This is a genomic window from Bradyrhizobium retamae (genome assembly GCF_001440415.1).
Taxonomy (GTDB): Bacteria; Pseudomonadota; Alphaproteobacteria; order Rhizobiales; family Xanthobacteraceae; genus Bradyrhizobium; species Bradyrhizobium retamae.
In genome coordinates this window covers 500,275-517,245 of record NZ_LLYA01000112.1, presented here as the reverse complement: position 1 = coordinate 517,245, position 16,971 = coordinate 500,275, and the positions used below count along the sequence as shown (strand labels likewise).

General features: G+C 58.5%; 14 protein-coding genes and 1 pseudogene. 6 read left to right on the top strand and 9 right to left on the bottom strand.

The window, feature by feature from the left end:
* The 4 genes and pseudogenes from groEL to CQ13_RS14475 all read right to left on the bottom strand — a co-directional run.
* Positions 1-187, bottom strand: a pseudogene (groEL, locus tag CQ13_RS14485) (chaperonin GroEL); the annotation flags it as partial.
* 387 nt (positions 188-574) lie between these two features.
* The gene (locus tag CQ13_RS42950) at positions 575-718 is read right to left on the bottom strand and encodes a hypothetical protein (RefSeq protein ID WP_156433670.1); all 144 of its coding nucleotides are present in this window, start codon (positions 716-718) and stop codon (positions 575-577) included.
* Position 719: 1 nt separating this feature from the next.
* On the bottom strand, positions 720-1,121 hold the full coding sequence (locus tag CQ13_RS14480; protein WP_057843557.1) for a hypothetical protein: 402 nt from the start codon (positions 1,119-1,121) through the stop codon (positions 720-722).
* A gap of 755 nt (positions 1,122-1,876) precedes the next feature.
* Positions 1,877-4,279, bottom strand: coding sequence for an AI-2E family transporter (locus tag CQ13_RS14475; RefSeq protein WP_082637467.1), 2,403 nt, complete (start codon positions 4,277-4,279; stop codon positions 1,877-1,879).
* Between the two features lie 1,337 nt (positions 4,280-5,616).
* Between CQ13_RS14475 and CQ13_RS14470 the strand changes: the two genes are divergently transcribed.
* The 5 genes from CQ13_RS14470 to CQ13_RS14455 all read left to right on the top strand — a co-directional run bounded on the left by CQ13_RS14470 (position 5,617) and on the right by CQ13_RS14455 (position 10,113).
* The gene (locus CQ13_RS14470; RefSeq protein ID WP_245309179.1) at positions 5,617-6,138 is read left to right on the top strand and encodes an ATP-dependent DNA ligase; all 522 of its coding nucleotides are present in this window, start codon (positions 5,617-5,619) and stop codon (positions 6,136-6,138) included.
* Positions 6,139-6,157: 19 nt separating this feature from the next.
* Positions 6,158-6,355 carry an ATP dependent DNA ligase gene (locus tag CQ13_RS45630; protein WP_245309178.1) on the top strand — a complete coding sequence of 66 codons (198 nt, stop codon included), beginning with the start codon at positions 6,158-6,160 and terminating at the stop codon, positions 6,353-6,355.
* 544 nt (positions 6,356-6,899) lie between these two features.
* A complete protein-coding gene (locus CQ13_RS14465) occupies positions 6,900-7,964 on the top strand; it encodes an alpha/beta fold hydrolase (RefSeq protein WP_057843506.1) in 1,065 nt (354 codons plus the stop codon).
* A 189-nt stretch (positions 7,965-8,153) separates the two neighbouring features.
* Entirely contained in the window at positions 8,154-8,942 is a 789-nt protein-coding gene (locus tag CQ13_RS14460; protein WP_057843505.1) for an alpha/beta fold hydrolase, read from the top strand.
* The gene (locus CQ13_RS14455) at positions 8,935-10,113 is read left to right on the top strand and encodes a PAS domain-containing sensor histidine kinase (protein ID WP_057843504.1); all 1,179 of its coding nucleotides are present in this window, start codon (positions 8,935-8,937) and stop codon (positions 10,111-10,113) included. Before CQ13_RS14460 ends, CQ13_RS14455 begins: the two co-directional genes overlap by 8 nt.
* Before the next feature lie 344 nt (positions 10,114-10,457).
* Here the strand turns inward: CQ13_RS14455 and CQ13_RS14450 are convergent, their stop codons facing one another.
* Positions 10,458-10,739, bottom strand: a complete 282-nt coding sequence (locus CQ13_RS14450) for a SemiSWEET family sugar transporter (RefSeq protein WP_245309177.1) — start codon at positions 10,737-10,739, stop codon at positions 10,458-10,460.
* Between the two features lie 209 nt (positions 10,740-10,948).
* On the opposite strand from CQ13_RS14450, the gene CQ13_RS14445 reads away from it, so the two are divergent.
* Positions 10,949-11,278: a hypothetical protein gene (locus tag CQ13_RS14445; protein WP_197427339.1), complete on the top strand. Its 330-nt coding sequence runs from the start codon at positions 10,949-10,951 to the stop codon at positions 11,276-11,278.
* 476 nt (positions 11,279-11,754) lie between these two features.
* On the opposite strand, the gene CQ13_RS14440 is transcribed toward CQ13_RS14445, so the two are convergent.
* The 4 genes from CQ13_RS14440 to CQ13_RS14420 form a co-directional block, all read right to left on the bottom strand.
* A complete protein-coding gene (locus tag CQ13_RS14440) occupies positions 11,755-11,967 on the bottom strand; it encodes a DUF3072 domain-containing protein (protein ID WP_057843501.1) in 213 nt (70 codons plus the stop codon).
* An 894-nt stretch (positions 11,968-12,861) separates the two neighbouring features.
* Positions 12,862-13,146 carry a hypothetical protein gene (locus CQ13_RS42940; RefSeq protein ID WP_156433668.1) on the bottom strand — a complete coding sequence of 95 codons (285 nt, stop codon included), beginning with the start codon at positions 13,144-13,146 and terminating at the stop codon, positions 12,862-12,864.
* Between the two features lie 895 nt (positions 13,147-14,041).
* The gene (locus CQ13_RS14435; RefSeq protein WP_057843500.1) at positions 14,042-14,611 is read right to left on the bottom strand and encodes a DUF1236 domain-containing protein; all 570 of its coding nucleotides are present in this window, start codon (positions 14,609-14,611) and stop codon (positions 14,042-14,044) included.
* A 1,900-nt stretch (positions 14,612-16,511) separates the two neighbouring features.
* Entirely contained in the window at positions 16,512-16,934 is a 423-nt protein-coding gene (locus CQ13_RS14420) for an NUDIX hydrolase (protein ID WP_057843497.1), read from the bottom strand.
* Positions 16,935-16,971 lie beyond the last annotated feature (37 nt).

The following is a 16,971-nucleotide window of genomic DNA, read 5'->3' as shown; positions in this document are numbered from 1 at the left end:
TGGTGACGAAGTAGGGCGAGATGTAGCCGCGGTCGAACTGCATGCCTTCGACGACGTCGAGTTCGGTCTCGAGCGACTTGGCTTCCTCAACCGTGATGACGCCCTCGTTGCCGACCTTCTTCATGGCGTCAGCCAGGAACTTGCCGATCTCGGCGTCGCCGTCGGCGGAGATGGTGCCGACCTGGGCGCGCACTCGAAACTGATCAAGCCAGCCGAAATGCACGCCGTCGACGGCGTGTTCCGGTTGCATTACCGCAACGGAGTAGACGTTGGGGGTGATCTTTGTCGCTCATGAGCAAATTGCTTTCAGGAAATCTACTCCGTCACTCGGGCCAATTCAGCGAAATCCTGGTCCCACATCTTCTGCTCACCGGCGCCGACGAAGTGATCGAATAATTTTCGCTGTTTGCTGCGGTGCATGAGTCCGAATCTGGCACCTTTGAGACATGCCGACAGACTCTGAACTTGTCTGCTTATCGGGTAGACCGGAAGTGCTCGGCCCTCCGTCAGAACGACGCGAACGACCCGTAGCCGGCTTGCCGGTGTAGTTCTGAAAGGAAAATCGCGCGAGACGTCAGCGATTGAATGTCAGAGTCGGGGCCATGGTTGCGGAGCTGTCGGTTTGAACCCCATTGACCAGCACATAGCCGCCGAACAGGATGACGGCCAGCAAGCCATAGACAAGATAGGACCGCCGTCCGGATCTTTGTCCGTTCATTTCACTGCAACCCCTGTTTTGGCGAACCGATGCTCAGCTCTTTCGTCGCCGTCTTCGAGAGTTCGGCTTCGACGCCGGCGGCGCAGGCCCTCGCGAATGAATAGTCCATGCTCGTGGCGGCAACGGTCTTGACGTACTCGCTGATGACGTTGTCCTTATAGGAACCCGCCGCCTTGAACTTGGCGACGGCGCCGTCGGCCGCGGTGAACTGCGCGACGCAGATCGGGACCAGGACAGACATCCGGCCGTTGCTCTCTGCCATGGCGGTCATGGTTTTGGCGGTGCCGCTGGTGACCCAGCCGCCCCACATGAATCCGATCGCCACCGCAGCAACAGCGCCGAACGCGATACCCTGGAGAAAGCGGGTCCGCGCCTCACCTTGCAAAATGTCGGGCATTCTCATGATGGTCTCCTTTGTTGTTGTTTGCGCGCACGAGCGCGTTCGCAGCCGCAGGATGCCGCTTGCATCCGCGCTTAGCAAAAACATCCAGCCTATTGAGATTGCGCCTTCCGATGGCACGCAAGCTGCCGCTACGAGGACGAGCAGCGACTTCGGACGTCACCGCTTCATGGACAGCTTCAAGGCGAACAACGGCCACCCCTATCGCTCGACGGTAGATCTTTGTCGTGATGCTGTACAGCACGTTCTTGCTCTCTAGTCAGAAGGTCGCAGCGCCATCGTCTCTGGAGAGCGATCCCAGGCCGTGATCGCAGCTATCAGCGGCGTGGTCGCGACGATGTTCATGACCGCGTCAGATTATCAGCCAGGACAGAAAGCTATCTCCGCGGTCCTGGACGCGCTTTGCACGCTGGATGAAGGACCGCGGCATCGCCGGTCAGATGATTTTCTATGGTTTGCCCGTTGGCGGCTGTCCTTAAGTCAGTACCGGAATATTGCGCCATGGCCGCGCGTGTTTCGCCGGCGTTAGCCCCACCTGTCTCGGCAAAGACATCGTGCGCTATGCGCGAGGAGCCGACGGCACGCCGCCTCATCACCCGCACACCGATTCACCGGGAATTGGGCCCGCCAAGCGGCAGCGTCTTCAGGTCCTAAGGTCGGGAGGTCCCTTCGAACTCCCGGGCAAACCGTTTTTGCGAAGACACTTTCATCATAAGCCAGCCTTCCGTCTTCAGAACCTGGAGTTGGCGCTGCTCAGGCTACGGAGGCACTTTCTGACCGGCCGTTCCCGATGAGGCAGCAGGTGCTGATTCAACCGACGCTTCTTCTTCCGCATCACTCGTTGTCATGGTGGCTACGACGTCGGCGGCCATCGTTTCAAGCAATGCGACGTCGCTTTCCTTCAGGGTGCGGGGTTCGGAGTCGAGAATGCATAGCGCTCCGATTACCAGGCCGTCGGCTGCGCGTAGCGGCGCCCCGGCGTAGAACCGCATGTCCCATTGCTCGATCGTCTGGTTATCGGCAAAGCGCGGGTCGCGCTCGATATCCGAAACCACCAGCGTCTCGTCGTCGGCTACTACGTAGTTGCAGATCGCGTGTTCGCGGTCCATCGGCAGCAGCGCGCCTGCATCATCGGTAATGGCGTCCGGCAATTTTCCACTTTGTCCGACGAAGTATTCGCGGTCCTTATCGATAGTGGTGATCACGGCAACGCTGGTGTCAAATACTTCGGCCGCGCGTTTTGCGAGTGCATCCAGAGCGTCACGTTTGTTTCCGTCCAGGACCCCGGTCGCTTTCAGCGCGTCGACACGCGCTGCGTCGTTGTCAGGCACAGAGGCTCGTTGGGCTGCTTTCGCTTCTTCAGGGTCGACGATGCGGTGAATACGACGAACGGCCTCCTCGATTGAAGTCACGACCGCATCGGCTTTGAGCGTTTCAAGGGATTCGTCGGTCAATAGTTCCGCCGGCGCGTTCCATAGCGCCAGAACGATGCGCAGAGTCGGCCATCGTCTTCGCAGACGCCGGCAAGCGTGACGAGCGGGAATGGCGGGATTCGACGTAAAGTAACTGAGGCAGACAAGGTCCGCGCCCTTCAGATCAAGCTTGGCCAGATAGTCAGCATTGACACTTGCAGGGGGTTGAGACGTCGCGGCGATTCCTTCGAAAGCAAGCGCGTGAGCTAGCATCTCGCCGGCGAGAGCATCGATCTCCCATTTTCCGCCGATGCACAGGACCGTTGGCGTTGCCTCCGAGCTCAGGGATGAGGGGTATTGTTCCTTGAGATCGTCGAGCAGCGCATCCATTCCGCTCGCCAGACGCAGGCGGTGCTCGGCACTCGCGTTCTGGAGATACTCCTCGCTTGCCAGACGAAGGACCTCGATGCCGATTGCATCGTAGAATGATACGACCGAAGACTTTTCGATCTCGGTGCTTGCGATCTCGACGGCTTCGTCGGCATCATTTGCAATCAGCCGCTGATAGATGCGGGCCGGAATATCTAGTGCAGGTGTCGAGCCAAGCATGGTGTCGAGGAAGCGCAGCTGCGGCAGATTGCGTCCGAGGACTAGCAGACAAACCGTGAGGGGGGTGGAGAGGATCAGCCCCACGGGGCCCCAGAGCGCTGTCCACAATATCGCCGCGGCGATCAGGGAGATGGCCGACAGGCCGGTGCTGGAACCATATAGCAGCGGCTCGACAATGTTGTTACTTATCAACTCTAGGATGACGATCAGCGCAACGGTCCAGAGCAACATGCTCCAGCCATTGTCGACGGCGAAAGCGATCGCGACTGGAAAGATCGCAGCAATCAGCGGGCCGACATAGGGGACGAAGCGCATGACCGCGCCTAGGGCGCCCCACAGCATGGCGCCTGGCACACCGATGATCCAGAGCCCGAGAGCCAGCGGCACGCCGTAACTGACGTTTACGAGTAGTTGCATCAGAAGATATCTGCTGATACGCGCGCCGGCCTCCTGAATAGCATCCGTCGAACGATGGAAGTTTCCACCCAACAGGCGCAAAAATCGGTCGCGAAGGTTGCCAATATCAAGCAGCCCCAGAAAGACGAAGATCAAAACGATGCCGGCCGTGGCCAGAGGCTCCGCTGACCGCACAAGCCAGGCAAATGCCTGCTCGAACGGCGTTTGCGGCATGGGAACGATTTCGACGCGCTGTGGGGGCGGGCCTTCGGCGGGCTTATCGTCCTTTGACTCGACCTCCTTCTGTACACGTTCGACGGTCTTCAGCACGCCGTCGAACAATCCGGGTGCTTTGAGATTCTGGCGCAGGTCCGCCAACTTCGTCAGTATGGTCGATTGATAGGCCGGCAATTCGACGGCGATCGAACGGACCTGTGCGCCGAGAATGATGCCTAGTCCAACCAGAGCGCACCCGACGGTTACCATGACGAGGCTCGTCGCGAGCAGCCTGGGCAGGCCGAGCCTGGCCAGCCAAGTGACCGGCGGGCTCAGAGCGAATGTGATCAGGAATGCGATCGCGAGCGGTATGAGTATTTCACGGCCGAAATACAGGGCAGCAAGGATAACCGCGCCTGACACCAGGGCGGCCGCAACTCTTACAATGTCCAGTTCGCGAGACGCGACCGGGTCCGTGCGGCCCTGGCTTGGTGATGGAAGCCCTGATGCTGTAGGCAAATTATGCATTGTGCTCCGCCTCACACGAAAACACGAACGGACCCAGCAAGTTCCCCTCATGCCATTCGTGTCGTGGAGCTTGGCACGGGCAATAAACCGTCGGCTTCACGACGGGACAAGCACGCGTTCCGCGAGGATGTGATCGAGAGGATCCGCGCCAGTTAATGGCAGGCTGATCAGCGGTCTCTCAGGCGGTGTCGATTCCGAGGTCCCAGCGGTCTCGATCCACCCATAGGTGCCCACGGCAACCATGGCACTAACCGGATTGTGCGCTTGGCCTAATCGACGTCCGCTGTTAGAGGCCAAGCGGACGCCGATCCATAACTTCTGAAGTACGACTTTCGACGTCGGCACTGGAGTAAAAGCGGTCGTTCCGACGATGCATACGCAACTTCAAGGTGGCTCCGGCCCCGGAAGTCGAGATTGACGGCGCAAGACTGGGGTCCTCGGGGCATCTGTTCAGGCGACGCCACCCCATCCCTACGCTGTCGGGCGCGGATCGTTCCTCCGGATTGTACGAGCGTTAATCGTGAACTGCAGACCAGGGCTAGCCCCAATAGGAACAGAATGAATTCGGGCAACGTTGGTCTGCAGAGTGTTTGCGGAGTAGTTGCAATGCAAAAGATCCCGATAAAGCTGTTGGTGGTTGCAATGCTGATCACGCCAATTTCCGCCCTTGCTCAGAGTGGAGGTAGCGGAGGCGGTTCTGGAGGATCGGCCGGCGGCTCGGCTGGTGGAGCGTCGGCCAGTGGCGCGGCCAGCGGACCGACGGCTGGCACTGGAAGCGCGGCAGGCTCGCCGAACGCGGGCTCAACTGGGGCTGGGACGGCGGCCACCAGCGGCGTGCCATCAGGGCCAGCAAACTCCGGTGGACTGAACAATTCAGTTAACGATCCGAGCGGAGCTGGAAATGCTGCCAAGGTGCCGGATGCTCCAGGAACGAATTCCCTCGGTACCGCCAATTCGTCGGGTTCGACGACTGGCGCCGCATCACCCCGTGGTTCAATCACTGCTGGCACGAGAGACAACAGGGCTGGCGGCACGAACTCTGGGCGGATCGACGGAACGGTCACGCCCGGGCCATCGCTGCCGGGAGACGCAGAAATCCGCGCGGAAAATTCGAAAGTGGACCAGAAGATCAAGAGCATCTGTAAAGGATGCTAAGCACCATAGCATTGGTGGTAGCAGGAAGGACCGCGTCCCCTGATTGTTCGGAATCCACCGGAATTAAGTAAATGCCCGCCGTTGCCCTCAAGTGCGGCGGGCATTTTATGAGTTGCGTTACTGCCTAAGCGTACCCAGGCTCGCTTCATTGCGCGGATGATCGAAGGTTCAAGCCTTCGAACATGCCGGGATTCATACCGCCCCAGCTTGCCACGCTCAAGCGTAGGGTGCCGGTCGGCGACAATTGGATTCACGAAATCAAATATGACGGCTACCGGGTGCAGGTTCACCTGAACAAGGGCAGGGTGACCGTCTACCGGAACGGGCTGGATTGGACCAAGCGCTTCCGCATCATCGTCAATGCTTTCGACATTCCTGCCGAGCGCGCAGTTCTCGACGGCGAGGTGGTCGTCATCAAGGATGGCCGCGCCAACTTCTCTGAGCTTCAGGCCGAGGTCGCAGCTGGCCGGCAGCGGCATCTTGCGTTCTACGCGTTCGATCTCCTCTTCCTGGAAGGCTTCGACCTTCGGAGATCTCCGCAGCTTGAACGCAAGCGGGTTCTCAAGATGCTGTTTGATGAGACCGGGTTGAAGAGCCCAGTGGTCTACAGCGACCACCTCGTCATCGACGGGCGGGACATGTTCCAGCACGCCTGCAAGCTGAGCTGGGAGGGCATTATCTCCAAGGATGCGGACGCCCCATAATCTCCGACCGCAACGATGGATGTCCGCGGAAATCCGCCGCAAGCTGAACGAGGTCGTCAGCCCCAAATCGAAGTTGACCAAGCCCGTCCGCAAACCAAAAGCCACCTGGGTCGAGCCGTCGTTCATGGCGGACGTCGAGTATCGCGACGTCACGTCCGAAGGATTGCTGCGCCATAGCTCCTTCAAGGGGCTGTTCAAGGGAACGCGGCGTTCCTGAGCGCGTCGCGCTTGACGGTAGAGACGCTGCCGAGATTGGTCGAAAATTTTCAGATTGCCTGCGGGTAGAACTGGCGGCGGCACTCCGTCTCTACTCGGAGCGCCGCTGGCAATGGCTGCTGCGTGCCGGCGAACGGACATTAAGCGGGGGCGCGAGTCCGCTGTTTGCGCTGGTAGAGTAACAAGCATTCGCTTGGCTCCAGGCGATTCGCAGCGCTCACGCTGCCGGCCTTCCGCTATGTCGCCTTGTCACGCGTAAAACGACCCGTCTGCGCTCTAAACCTTTGGCCCGCCTCTCCGCGATTTCTGCTAGGCGAGGCAAAGCGGAGATCGTCCAGAGCCGCAAGGGCGTCTGCTAACACCCAACTCAGGCTGTGGGTACCATGGCCCCGGGTCGCTTGAGTTGCGGTGTTGTCAGTTGCTTCAATCCGGCACCAGATTAGCCCTGATCGCGAGGAACGAACCTGAGTGCTGACTGTTCATTCTGCGCGGCAACACTTCTTGGATTCTCCCGGATTTCGTGCACGCCCCCTTGAGTGCATACGATGACCGCAGCCCACCTCCAGACCCGCTCGCTAAGGTCCCTTGCCAATAAAGGCCGTATGATCGCCCAGGCGCATCCTTATGTAGCAGCTGCAGCCGCGACCGCAGGAGCTTTGGCTATACTGGCCTTGGTGAACCGCCGCCTGGCCAGCAATGCTGAAAACGACAATCGTCCCGCTGGCCAATTCCTGGAGGTAAACGGCGTCCGGCTCCACTATGTCGAACGTGGCGCAGGCACGCCGCTGGTCCTGCTGCACGGCAATGGCAGCATGATACAGGATTTCGAATCCAGCGGTTTGATCGATTTAGCCGCCAAGAAGTATCGCGTCATCGTTTTCGATCGTCCCGGCTTCGGTCACAGCGCTCGGCCGCGCAATGTTGTCTGGACTCCAGCGGCACAGGCTGAACTGATTAACAGCGCACTCCAACGGCTGGGCGTCTCTGATGCAATCGTATTGGGGCACTCGTGGGGCGCTTCTGTCGCAGTCGCGCTGGCGCTTAAATATCCGGACCTGGTCCAAGGCCTGGTTCTTGCCTCGGGATATTACTATCCGACGTTGCGTCCTGACGTGGTTGCGTTATCCGCTCCAGCCGTGCCTTTGGTGGGCGATGTCCTGGGGCACACTATCTCACCAATTCTAGGCCGGGTTATGTGGCCGCTCTTGATGGCAAAAATCTTTGGTCCACGGTCCGTGCCTAAGAAGTTTCAGGGCTTTCCGAAAGAAATGGCCCTTCGTCCTTCTCAGATTCGCGCTTCAGCCGCGGAGTCGGCACTTATGATTCCGGATGCATTTTACTTTCGCGACGAGTACGCAAATTTGAAGATGCCCGTGGTCATCGTCGCAGGGGAGGGAGACCGATTGGTTGACATTGATGCGCAATCGACACGGTTGCACCGCGATATTCCCCAAAGCAGTTTTCACCGCGTTCCTGGAACCGGTCACATGATCCATCAGACCGCAACCGGTGTAGTCATGTCTGCAATCGACGAAGTGGCGATCGCGAGGTCCGCGTTGGCTAACAGAAACGTCGAGGAAGCAAATGAAGCAAAGCCGACTGTCTTCTGACGCGTTAGCCATCGCGATCGGCGATCGCGGGTCTAGAACCTGTCGTTGCGGCGGGGTGGTCGGCCGCGACGGCGGTCGGTGCAGCGGCCGGCGCCGCCACCGGCGGAATGCCATCTGCATTGCCGGTAGCTGATTACGGACCAAAGGCTTGAATATGAAGGCCGCCAACGCTCGTACCTAGGAACATCCATGTCAGTTGCAAAGCGAAACAACGTCCGGGTTCGCGGTAGCGGTCCAAGAGCCATGGTGTTTGCTCATGGCTTTGGGTGCGACCAGAACATGTGGCGCTTCGTTGCTCCGGAATTTGAGCGCGACTATAGAACTGTTCTGTTCGATCATGTCGGGGCCGGACATTCAGACTTGAACGCCTACGATCCCGCGCGATACTCAAGTCTCCAAGGTTACGCGGACGATTTGCTCCAAATTGGTCGCGAGCTGCGTCTGGAGAATGCAGTATTCGTCGGCCATTCGGTGAGTGCGATGATCGGGGCTCTGGCTTCGCTCCAGGATCCTGCCATGTTCGGTAGTCTCATCATGGTGGGCCCTTCTCCCCGCTACATCGACGATGATGGGTACAAGGGCGGATTTAGCGCGCAACAGATCGAAGAATTGCTGTCCTTTCTGGAAGAAAACCATATGGGCTGGTCTGCGCAGATGGCGCCGGCCATCATGGGAAATCCCGACCGCCCGGAACTTGCCGAGGAACTGACCAACAGTTTTTGCCGCACCGATCCGGAGATCGCCAAGGCGTTCGCCCGCGTGACCTTCATGTCGGACAACCGTGCCGATCTGCCGAGAATATCGGCGCGAACGCTTGTGCTTCAGTGCAGCGAGGACATCATCGCCGGCCAGCAAGTCGGTGAATACGTGCAAAAGCAAATACCGCGCAGCGAATTGGTGATGCTCAATGCAACCGGGCATTGTCCGAACCTGAGCGCGCCTGACGAAGTTATCGCGGCGATCCGTGCATTTGTCTGATCCCAGCCACGACCGCGATCCGGCTTCGGTCGAAGACCTCGACGACCTCTACGAGAACGCGCCTTGCGGATACCTTTCCCTGCGCCCCGACGCGCGGATCGCGAAGGCCAACCGGACCCTTGCGACCTGGGTTGAGTATGAGCCGGCGGAAATACCCGGAAAGCCGATGACCGATCTGCTCAACGTGGCAGGAGGCATCTTCTTCGAAACTCATGTCCGTCCCCTGCTGCGCATGCAGGGCTTCTTCAACGAATTTGCGATCGACATGGTGACGAAAGCGGGAAACCGCATTCCCGTGCTTGCCAATGCGGTTGAGCGGCGCGACGAAGCTGGCGGACTTCTCTTCACGCGACTCACGATTTTCCGGGCGACCGATAGGCGACGTTTCGAACGCGAGTTGCTGGATGCACGCGCCGCTGCCGAAGCTGCGCGCCAGCAGAGCGAACAGCTCAGAATCCTGACGGAAGCAAGCCTCAGGGCCGAGCGTGAAACGGCCGAACTGCGCGAACAGTTCATCGCCGTGCTGGGCCATGACCTTCGTAACCCGCTTGCCTCGTTATCGGCAGGGGCCCGCATGATGTTGAGAGTCAGATCGCCAGAGGAGGCGGTCAAATTCGAGGCCATGATGCAAAACAGCGTCGCGAGAATGGCAAAGATGATCGACAGCGTGATGGATTTTGCCCGGGGCCGGATGGGTGGCGGCCTGACGCTGGGCCAACGCGCGTTCCAGGCCCTCGAACCCGTGCTCGACCAGGTCGTGGCCGAGTTGGCCTCAGCGCATCCTGAGCGCGCCATCGAAGCGCATTTCGACCTTGGAACGCCGGTTCACTGCGACGCCCCGCGTATCGCGCAGCTGTTCTCAAATTTGCTCGGCAATGCAATTACCCACGGCGCCCCGGATGCGCCTATCCGCGTCGAGGGCCAGGTGCGGAATCAAAGCTTTGAATTGTCCGTTGCGAATGCCGGTCAGCCAATTTCGGAAAAGGCCATGGAGCGGCTGTTTCAGCCTTTCTATCGCGGGGAGGTTCGCCCGTCCCAGCAGGGGCTCGGCTTGGGACTGTATATTGCGTCGGAGATCGCGAAAGCACATGGCGGCACGCTCGCGGTGACGTCCGTACAGGATGAAACACGCTTTACATTCAGCATGCCGTTGGCACCGCCGGCGTTATAGAGCGCGTAAGCTCCCTGGTCGCCGGATACTGACGTCGGGTGATGTTTCGGAGCCATGGTGAGGTAGCATCCGACGGACCAAACAATACCACGTCCCGCCCGTAGGCCTCCGCTGGCCACTGAGGTTCGTGACAGCCACCGACCCGGAATGGCTCGTAGAATTCGTGGGTTGAAAAGAGTTTCTGCCCCAATCTTAGCTATGCACCTAGCGCGATGGTTGACACGGTGCTCGCCACAGAACCTGTCATGAGCGTGGAAGCTACAATTCTGACGATCTATCCATGCGCGCTCTGACCTAATTCTAAAAAGCCAGCTACAACCCGCTTCTGCAATCGATAGTTTCGATTAAGCTTTGCGGTGTTCTCTCAGCTTGAAATAAAGGATGCCCAGCAACAGGCACAGGCTCACAGCATTAGCAATGATGATTACGATGTCCTGCTGCAGGAACCCATATACTATCCAGGTCGCCACACCCAACGCCAAGATCAGGAACATCTTCAGCGAGAGGTCCCCAGCCGAGCCTGTTTCCCAGCATTTCTTTAGCTGCGGGAAATATGAAACGGTCGTGCAAACGGCGGCAAATAAGCCAACAGCAGTGTTCATCGAACAGAAATGAATTGCCGACATGTTCGTTCCTACAGCTGCAACCGGTTTGCGGCGCGGGCAGAAGGTCGAAGGCAGCGTATGTTCATCGAATCGGCATAGCAAATGCTGGGTGATCTAGCGCCAGTCGCCGCGCGGCTCCAACGGCTTGCTGGAAGTGGGAACCACGGAGGAAGTGAAACACTTGATATGAGCCTTGGGAGGTTGCCGCGGACACATACGGGGACGCCATGATGAGTGACAAGGGAAAGACGATGCTCGAGGAGGCCGTCGATAAGGTCAACGATGTCGTCGAGGACCTCACGCTCAAAGCGGCCGACGCTGCGATCGAGCCCACCTCCGAGCACGTTGCGCGGCATAACGAGCAAGTCCGCCTCTCTGAGACGTCAGAAAGCCCTTCTCTTCCCAGTCATATCGATCCAAGCTCCGTGGAGCGTGCTGCTCGTGAACGTCAGAAGTACGTCGAGCAAATCGTCGCAGCGGCTGCGAACTCAGGTCAGGTCAGGGATAAGGCTGAGGCATCGCGGCTGGTGAAGTCAAAGAGAAAGAAGGCCAGGCGCTAAGGGCCGGGACGGAGCGAGACTAACCCACGGACGAAGCAATGGGTGACAAGGCGAGTTTTACCAAGGAAGAATGGAACGTTGCTCCTGGAGAGCCCGATGAAAGCGGGCATGGCCCTCACGGCGGCGGATCCTAGCGGGCTTTGGGGGCTACTAAAGGAATCGTTTGCAGGAGGCAGTGCGCTGACTCAGGCCGTCACTGGTGCCAATACAAACGCTTTGGTCAAGGCTGTGGTCACGGAGTTTTCGACCAGCGAAGGACGACGCGCTGCACACGATTGCCTCAAAAGCAAAGTGTGCCACTAGTCAGGCAGCTGACGTCACGAAAACATCGATCGAGTCATTGCGAACAATTTCTGCACTGCTCAAGGCGAAAGCTCCGGGCGCAGTTATACTGCTCTAAGGATAGCAGGGTACCCGCCCGCAGCTTTTCTACGTTTGGGGCAATCTTCTCCGTCATCACCTTTGGGTCCAGGCCCCTAAACGACGTGGGCTCTCTCACGCATCTCGTCAATCAGCTTTGATGCCTCCGCCTTCGTGAGATTCTCATTGAACAGTTCGGGCGTTCCGGCTTGCTCGCACAGTGTCTTCAGATAGGACGCTTGCGCGCCTGTCATGGGGTCGTCGCCCGAGACCCACTCGTCAGGGTCCTTCTTCGTGTTGTCGGTCGGTTCGGGTTTTGGATTACTCATGATGATGCTCCCGCGGATCGAGCGAATAACGCATGTGTTCGCTATGCGTTCCTGTCACCTCCTATTAGCGTGTGATCCCTTTTCACCTCTCCTCGTCCGGGTGAATCCACTTGTACGGCGTGACGTCGCGCGTCTGGGTCAGCTTGATTAAATGCACCGGCGGCGCGGTTCGGCCCTTCCGCCATGGATGGCGTATGATCCTAACTCGGGCGGGCGCAACGAGAATTCACGCGCGCTCATTGCGAGGCTACACCGTGGTGAATCCGCGCGCAGCATGACCATCAGTAAATCGCTCGACAAGTTCCGCCACGCGGTCGCGTCAGGAATGGTGCAGCCGCGTGGCTGGTTCTATTTGCGCAGAAAGAATGGTGAAAATTGCGACAGACCGTACCCCGGCCCGTCGCACCGTGGGTTAAGCGCGCGTTGATAGGGACACGCCAAGCTTTGCAGCCATGACGCTAGTGGCACCGGGAGTCCGCTTCAACGCTTTTGCGATCTTGGCGACGCCTGACTTGGATTTTGCCATCGTCTTCATTGTTCGAATATCGTCCCTTGTCCACGCGCGGCGGACGACTTTCTTAGCTTTTGCCATTCTTACTCCGAATCATATTGGGCAGTGCCGGGCTTCTATCATGACTGTCTGCGTTGCGACCAAGAACAAACTTTCATTGCGAGAATGTGAATGCGATCTCGCTACGTGAAAACGAGATATGTGATCTAAATTACTGTCATTGGTCGGAGAACGCGGTCATGTACCTCCCTTATCAAGGGGACGGCCCAGCATGGACGACCGATTTTACAGGAATAGAGCGCGCGTCCTCCGGGAACTTGCGGCGGAGGCAGACCCATTAATCAAAGGACGGCTGTTGCGTCTTGCGGACAATTACGACGATATCACCACAACGCAGACAGCGCGTGATCAAGCGTCAAAGAGGCCAGAGCAAAGTGCCCACGTCGATCGTCGCGAAAACTAGCAATTTCTTTCTGCGCTTCGACAACAATCATTGTGTCTTCGCAAACGTCGCGATAGCTGCGACGCGGCTTGGCTCGACCCATGAAGCCATGCGCCGACATTGGCCCGCATGGATTGCCACCGGCATTGCCGCCATCAATCCAAGCGGCCTTTGCTTTGCCGCCAGGCCATTTTATAAAGCCCGATACGCCGCTTGGCGGGGCCATTGGGCACCGGTCTTGACGGTGATGTACGACAAGACTTGCGGGCAACTTCCCAGGATCGCCCAAAGTCGCCGACACAGAGCGCTACGCCATTACGGGTACTAGCGTTCCCGCAATAAACACTGCGCCAGCGACGGGCGCGCTCCTGAGCGCAATGGCTTGGGCTACCGTAGACGTCCCCGCGCTCATTCCGACGAGGACGGCCTTGCCGCTCGCTTTACCGAACGGCGTTCGCGGCCGCGACCGCTGCGGCAGCCGACGTTGGCGAGCTGGGTTTGCAAGCCGTGACAAGCAAGTGCCTTCTAATTCCGAATTAAGCAGTCGCTTGGTATTGCACCACCGGCGCCCGGAACCAGGACGACCGCAACCTTTGCTGATTGCGCGAACGCGCCGGAAAAAGACAACGCAGCGATTGTGATGAATATGCAATGTGCTGCAATGCGCATTTCCACCACTCAAATGAGTTATAGCAAATCATCACATGCTGGACAGAAGATTCCGAAAGGTCAACGCGTGGGGCGCCGCGCGCGCCCCGGGGCACATCCGATCTTGAGCAGTTTAGGGTCTTAGACTGGCGGGTACTAAAACTTGCTCATCCGCAAAATGGGAAACGGAAGACGGAGGCTTCGTTGCCGTCCAAGGTCTTAGGACCTTAACCGCTTAAATCTCTCTCGACTTCACCGCTCTTCGTCAGGGGTAACCCACTTGGTGAGGTTTTTCGGGGTTGATCCTCCCTGCGAGGGCTGCTTGTTTGGAACAACTGCCAACCTATTGAAAATCGATAGAGAGCGTCTTTAGCTTTTTTCCAAATGCGGCTTGGCACTCTGCTCAGCGGCCGGATTCGGGGAGGGGGCTCTCGTCGTTGGCTGTCTTCCAGGCCCGCGTCGGGATGGAAGAATTAGCGCACGCCAGCGATGATTGCCGCTACCCGCCGGGAATTCTGGTCAACTACGACAAGGTCCTTTCCAGCTATTATATATTGGCTGCCCCAGTATCCGTTCAGCACCTGGGTAGCTTCTGGCGGCAGGTCGGCCAACTCGGTTTGACGGGGCACCGACGTGCCGATCATCATCTCGAAATTCGGGCGGTCTATCTTCGGTCCTCCCGCGGAAGAGAAGATAGCCCGCAGCTTGTCCCGCTGCTCCTGGGTGAGTGAGACGGGCTGCGAACTCTGCTTGATGTTGCGCGCCCGACCCCCTGAGCGATCTTCCGTACCAGCAGGGTCATTCTTGGCGACTGCACTCTCCGCTTCGCGCTGGGTCGGGACACTTGTGCCTACCGTGGTGGCTGCGGTCCCCTTGTCGGCCCCCGTGGAGGGCCGACCCAAGTAGTCAGTTGTGCCCAGCAGTTGCGGCACTGCAAACCATGCAAACAGCCCCACGAACACAACGGCCGCGATGACCGAGCCGCCCAACAACAGCTTGCGGGTGCCTTCCCTCTCACCATTTCGGGATAGATCCTTGGGCATTGACCTGCTCTCTCGATCTGAAAATCTCGAGGCAAACCCGAAGCAGAGCTGTTCGTTCCTGTCTGCAGCCCTATTGTGTCGAGCGGTGCAGGCGGTGGCGCGCCCAAGCGGCCCCACTCACATGGCCGAGCCACGCCATTTGGTGGCGGGATGCTTTTGAAGCTGGCCAGGACCGGTGGTTCCTCGATTGCCTCTCGCCCATGTGTCCGGCATCCAGCAGGTCCGGCGACGACCAGCCCCTGCGGGCGCGTCGATGTATGGCCCCGTTAAATCGAGCTGGTCCGTTCAGGATTGCCTTGCCACCGCTCGTCAGTCGGCTTACGCGGCCAACCAATCGGGCTGCTGAGCTGAGAGCCGTTGTTGAAACGTCGAGGGCGCCCGCCCCACGCCTTGGCTGACCTTACCTTTCGGTAATCTCCTTGAAGATAGGTGCCTTCAAACCACCTTAGTGCTAGGCGGGAGCGTCTAAACCCGCTCTTCAACTGACACCCAGCGGCGGTGCTCAGAAAGGCGAGCTGGGTCTTTTGAATTTCCAATATGGCCCTGCCTCACTGAGGCGATGATGATGTCCACTTTGAGAGAACGTCACGGCCGGTTCTGGTCGGACGAAGACGACAATCTGCTGCGCTCGATGTCGCAAGCTGGGAAGAGCCTTACACTGATGACAGTCAGGCTCAACCGCCCGATGGCGTCTATCAAGGCGCGGGCTCAGGACTTGGGTATCCCCATTCCCGGTACCGACATTGGAACGAAGCGGAAGCGTAGCCAGCCTTTCGATAACAGGAAGACCTCTCAACCAGCCGAAAACTGATTCAGGAGTTTCGTCGGCCGCCTGACGTCTCGTCTGTACTTCGATGCGCCATTTAGCGTGCTAAACGGGACGGGGGTCCTGCGTTTGCGCCGGCATCTTGCAGCCCTTCATCCCACATCGCCTGTTCTTTCGGACCTGCAACAATAGGAACGTCGCCGGGCAATGCGAATTGAGAGGATGTCGCGCATTGTAATCCCGGAAGGGTCTCGGCTCCTTCGTGCATAGGGACCCAGTATGGAGGCCAGCAGATGACGAAAGATATGCTACCTATTTGCGCTGGAATGCTAGCAGTTGGTTTGGGGGTGTGGAGCTTCTGGGGTAATCGACAGAGTACGAGACCTGCGAATACGCAAGCCGTGCGGTTCTTGGCCGACGATCCTCGCTGAAACTTGTGTCTGAGAAGAGCCCTCACATGCGGACGGAACGCTAACTCTAGACATCAGACCAAATGCTGAAGAGCAGGCAAGTTCCTTATCGCCACATGCGGTGTAGCTCTTCCGTGTAGCTCTGCTGATTGCCAAAGCCTTCCGGTTTCCAATCGCACTTGCCCGAGTCTGTTTCCGCTACCGTGAGAACAAGACGCACGGGACTGTTTAAGAACGACTCCTTTGTTGCGTCAGCACTCGAAACAGCAGCGCTTAGAGTGGTGTTTGCGGTCTAACTGTCGGGCGTGGCTCCATTCCGCGAAGCCCCTTCCGGGGCGGGTGATCGTTGCGCCAGGTGCTCAATTCACCTTCGCGCGTCGGCTTCCCTCGCCAGCCGCATGGCACGGACCTGCCTGGAATCCGCGAATGGCCTGCCCAATTCTCTGGCCTTGTTTTGGACCGCCAACCTCGGGCGCTTCAGCACCACAGAAGCACGGACGGCCGACACGCCGCTGTCGACGAGTGCACAAAGAAGCTTGATCTGTTCGGCAGTCCAGCTGCGGCTAGTAATGCGAGGCATTTCGGTGACCCATGATCTGGAATTCTTCCTGATGGCTTCCCCTCTCCGGTTGCGGGCTGGCGCTGCCGTAACACTCGGTCTGTTCAGTACACGACAGAGTTGTTTCGGTCCTCTGCTGGCGTTGTCCGCGCGCCTGTCTGGCGTTCAATCTTGGTCATCTTGTTGCTCGATCTCCTTAAGTAGAACTTCGGGAGCAACGTCTTTCGTGATCTCGGCTATCTCCGGCTCTGCGCCGGTGCGAACCTCAAGCTTCTGAGCGATTGCAGAAACCATCTCAGTCAGCCGCGTTAGTTCGTGTTCGGCGAGAAGATCAATGTGCAGATCAAGATCGATTGCTTTTTCCGTTGCCTTCGTTTCCGGAAACGCCCGATCTTCTTTCCCCAGATGTCTCCCGCACGCCGGCCTCTTCGTATGCTTCGATAAGGCGGTCTCGTGCGGAGCAGTCCGCTTGATCGGCCATCCCTTGGGTATCGACCAGCGGCGCTTCTTTCTGGTTGTGATCAGCAATATCTGGAGGTCATCCTCCCGCAGTCGATAAGGCAGAGCTGCAAATTGTTTGAACGCCACCGGGCTAGTCCCCCAAAAGCCCTAGAACAATCCGCAC

Bases quoted from the DNA above. Each gene is read 5' to 3' on its own strand.
- CQ13_RS42950 (WP_156433670.1), bottom strand. From the start codon at position 718: ATGAACGGACAAAGATCCGGACGGCGGTCCTATCTTGTCTATGGCTTG.
- CQ13_RS14480 (WP_057843557.1), bottom strand. From the start codon at position 1,121: ATGAGAATGCCCGACATTTTGCAAGGTGAGGCGCGGACCCGCTTTCTC.
- CQ13_RS14475 (WP_082637467.1), bottom strand. From the start codon at position 4,279: ATGCATAATTTGCCTACAGCATCAGGGCTTCCATCACCAAGCCAGGGC.
- CQ13_RS14470 (WP_245309179.1), top strand. From the start codon at position 5,617: ATGCCGGGATTCATACCGCCCCAGCTTGCCACGCTCAAGCGTAGGGTG.
- CQ13_RS45630 (WP_245309178.1), top strand. From the start codon at position 6,158: ATGTCCGCGGAAATCCGCCGCAAGCTGAACGAGGTCGTCAGCCCCAAA.
- CQ13_RS14465 (WP_057843506.1), top strand. From the start codon at position 6,900: ATGACCGCAGCCCACCTCCAGACCCGCTCGCTAAGGTCCCTTGCCAAT.
- CQ13_RS14460 (WP_057843505.1), top strand. From the start codon at position 8,154: ATGTCAGTTGCAAAGCGAAACAACGTCCGGGTTCGCGGTAGCGGTCCA.
- CQ13_RS14450 (WP_245309177.1), bottom strand. From the start codon at position 10,739: ATGTCGGCAATTCATTTCTGTTCGATGAACACTGCTGTTGGCTTATTT.
- CQ13_RS14445 (WP_197427339.1), top strand. From the start codon at position 10,949: ATGAGTGACAAGGGAAAGACGATGCTCGAGGAGGCCGTCGATAAGGTC.
- CQ13_RS14440 (WP_057843501.1), bottom strand. From the start codon at position 11,967: ATGAGTAATCCAAAACCCGAACCGACCGACAACACGAAGAAGGACCCT.
- CQ13_RS42940 (WP_156433668.1), bottom strand. From the start codon at position 13,146: ATGGCCCCGCCAAGCGGCGTATCGGGCTTTATAAAATGGCCTGGCGGC.
- CQ13_RS14435 (WP_057843500.1), bottom strand. From the start codon at position 14,611: ATGCCCAAGGATCTATCCCGAAATGGTGAGAGGGAAGGCACCCGCAAG.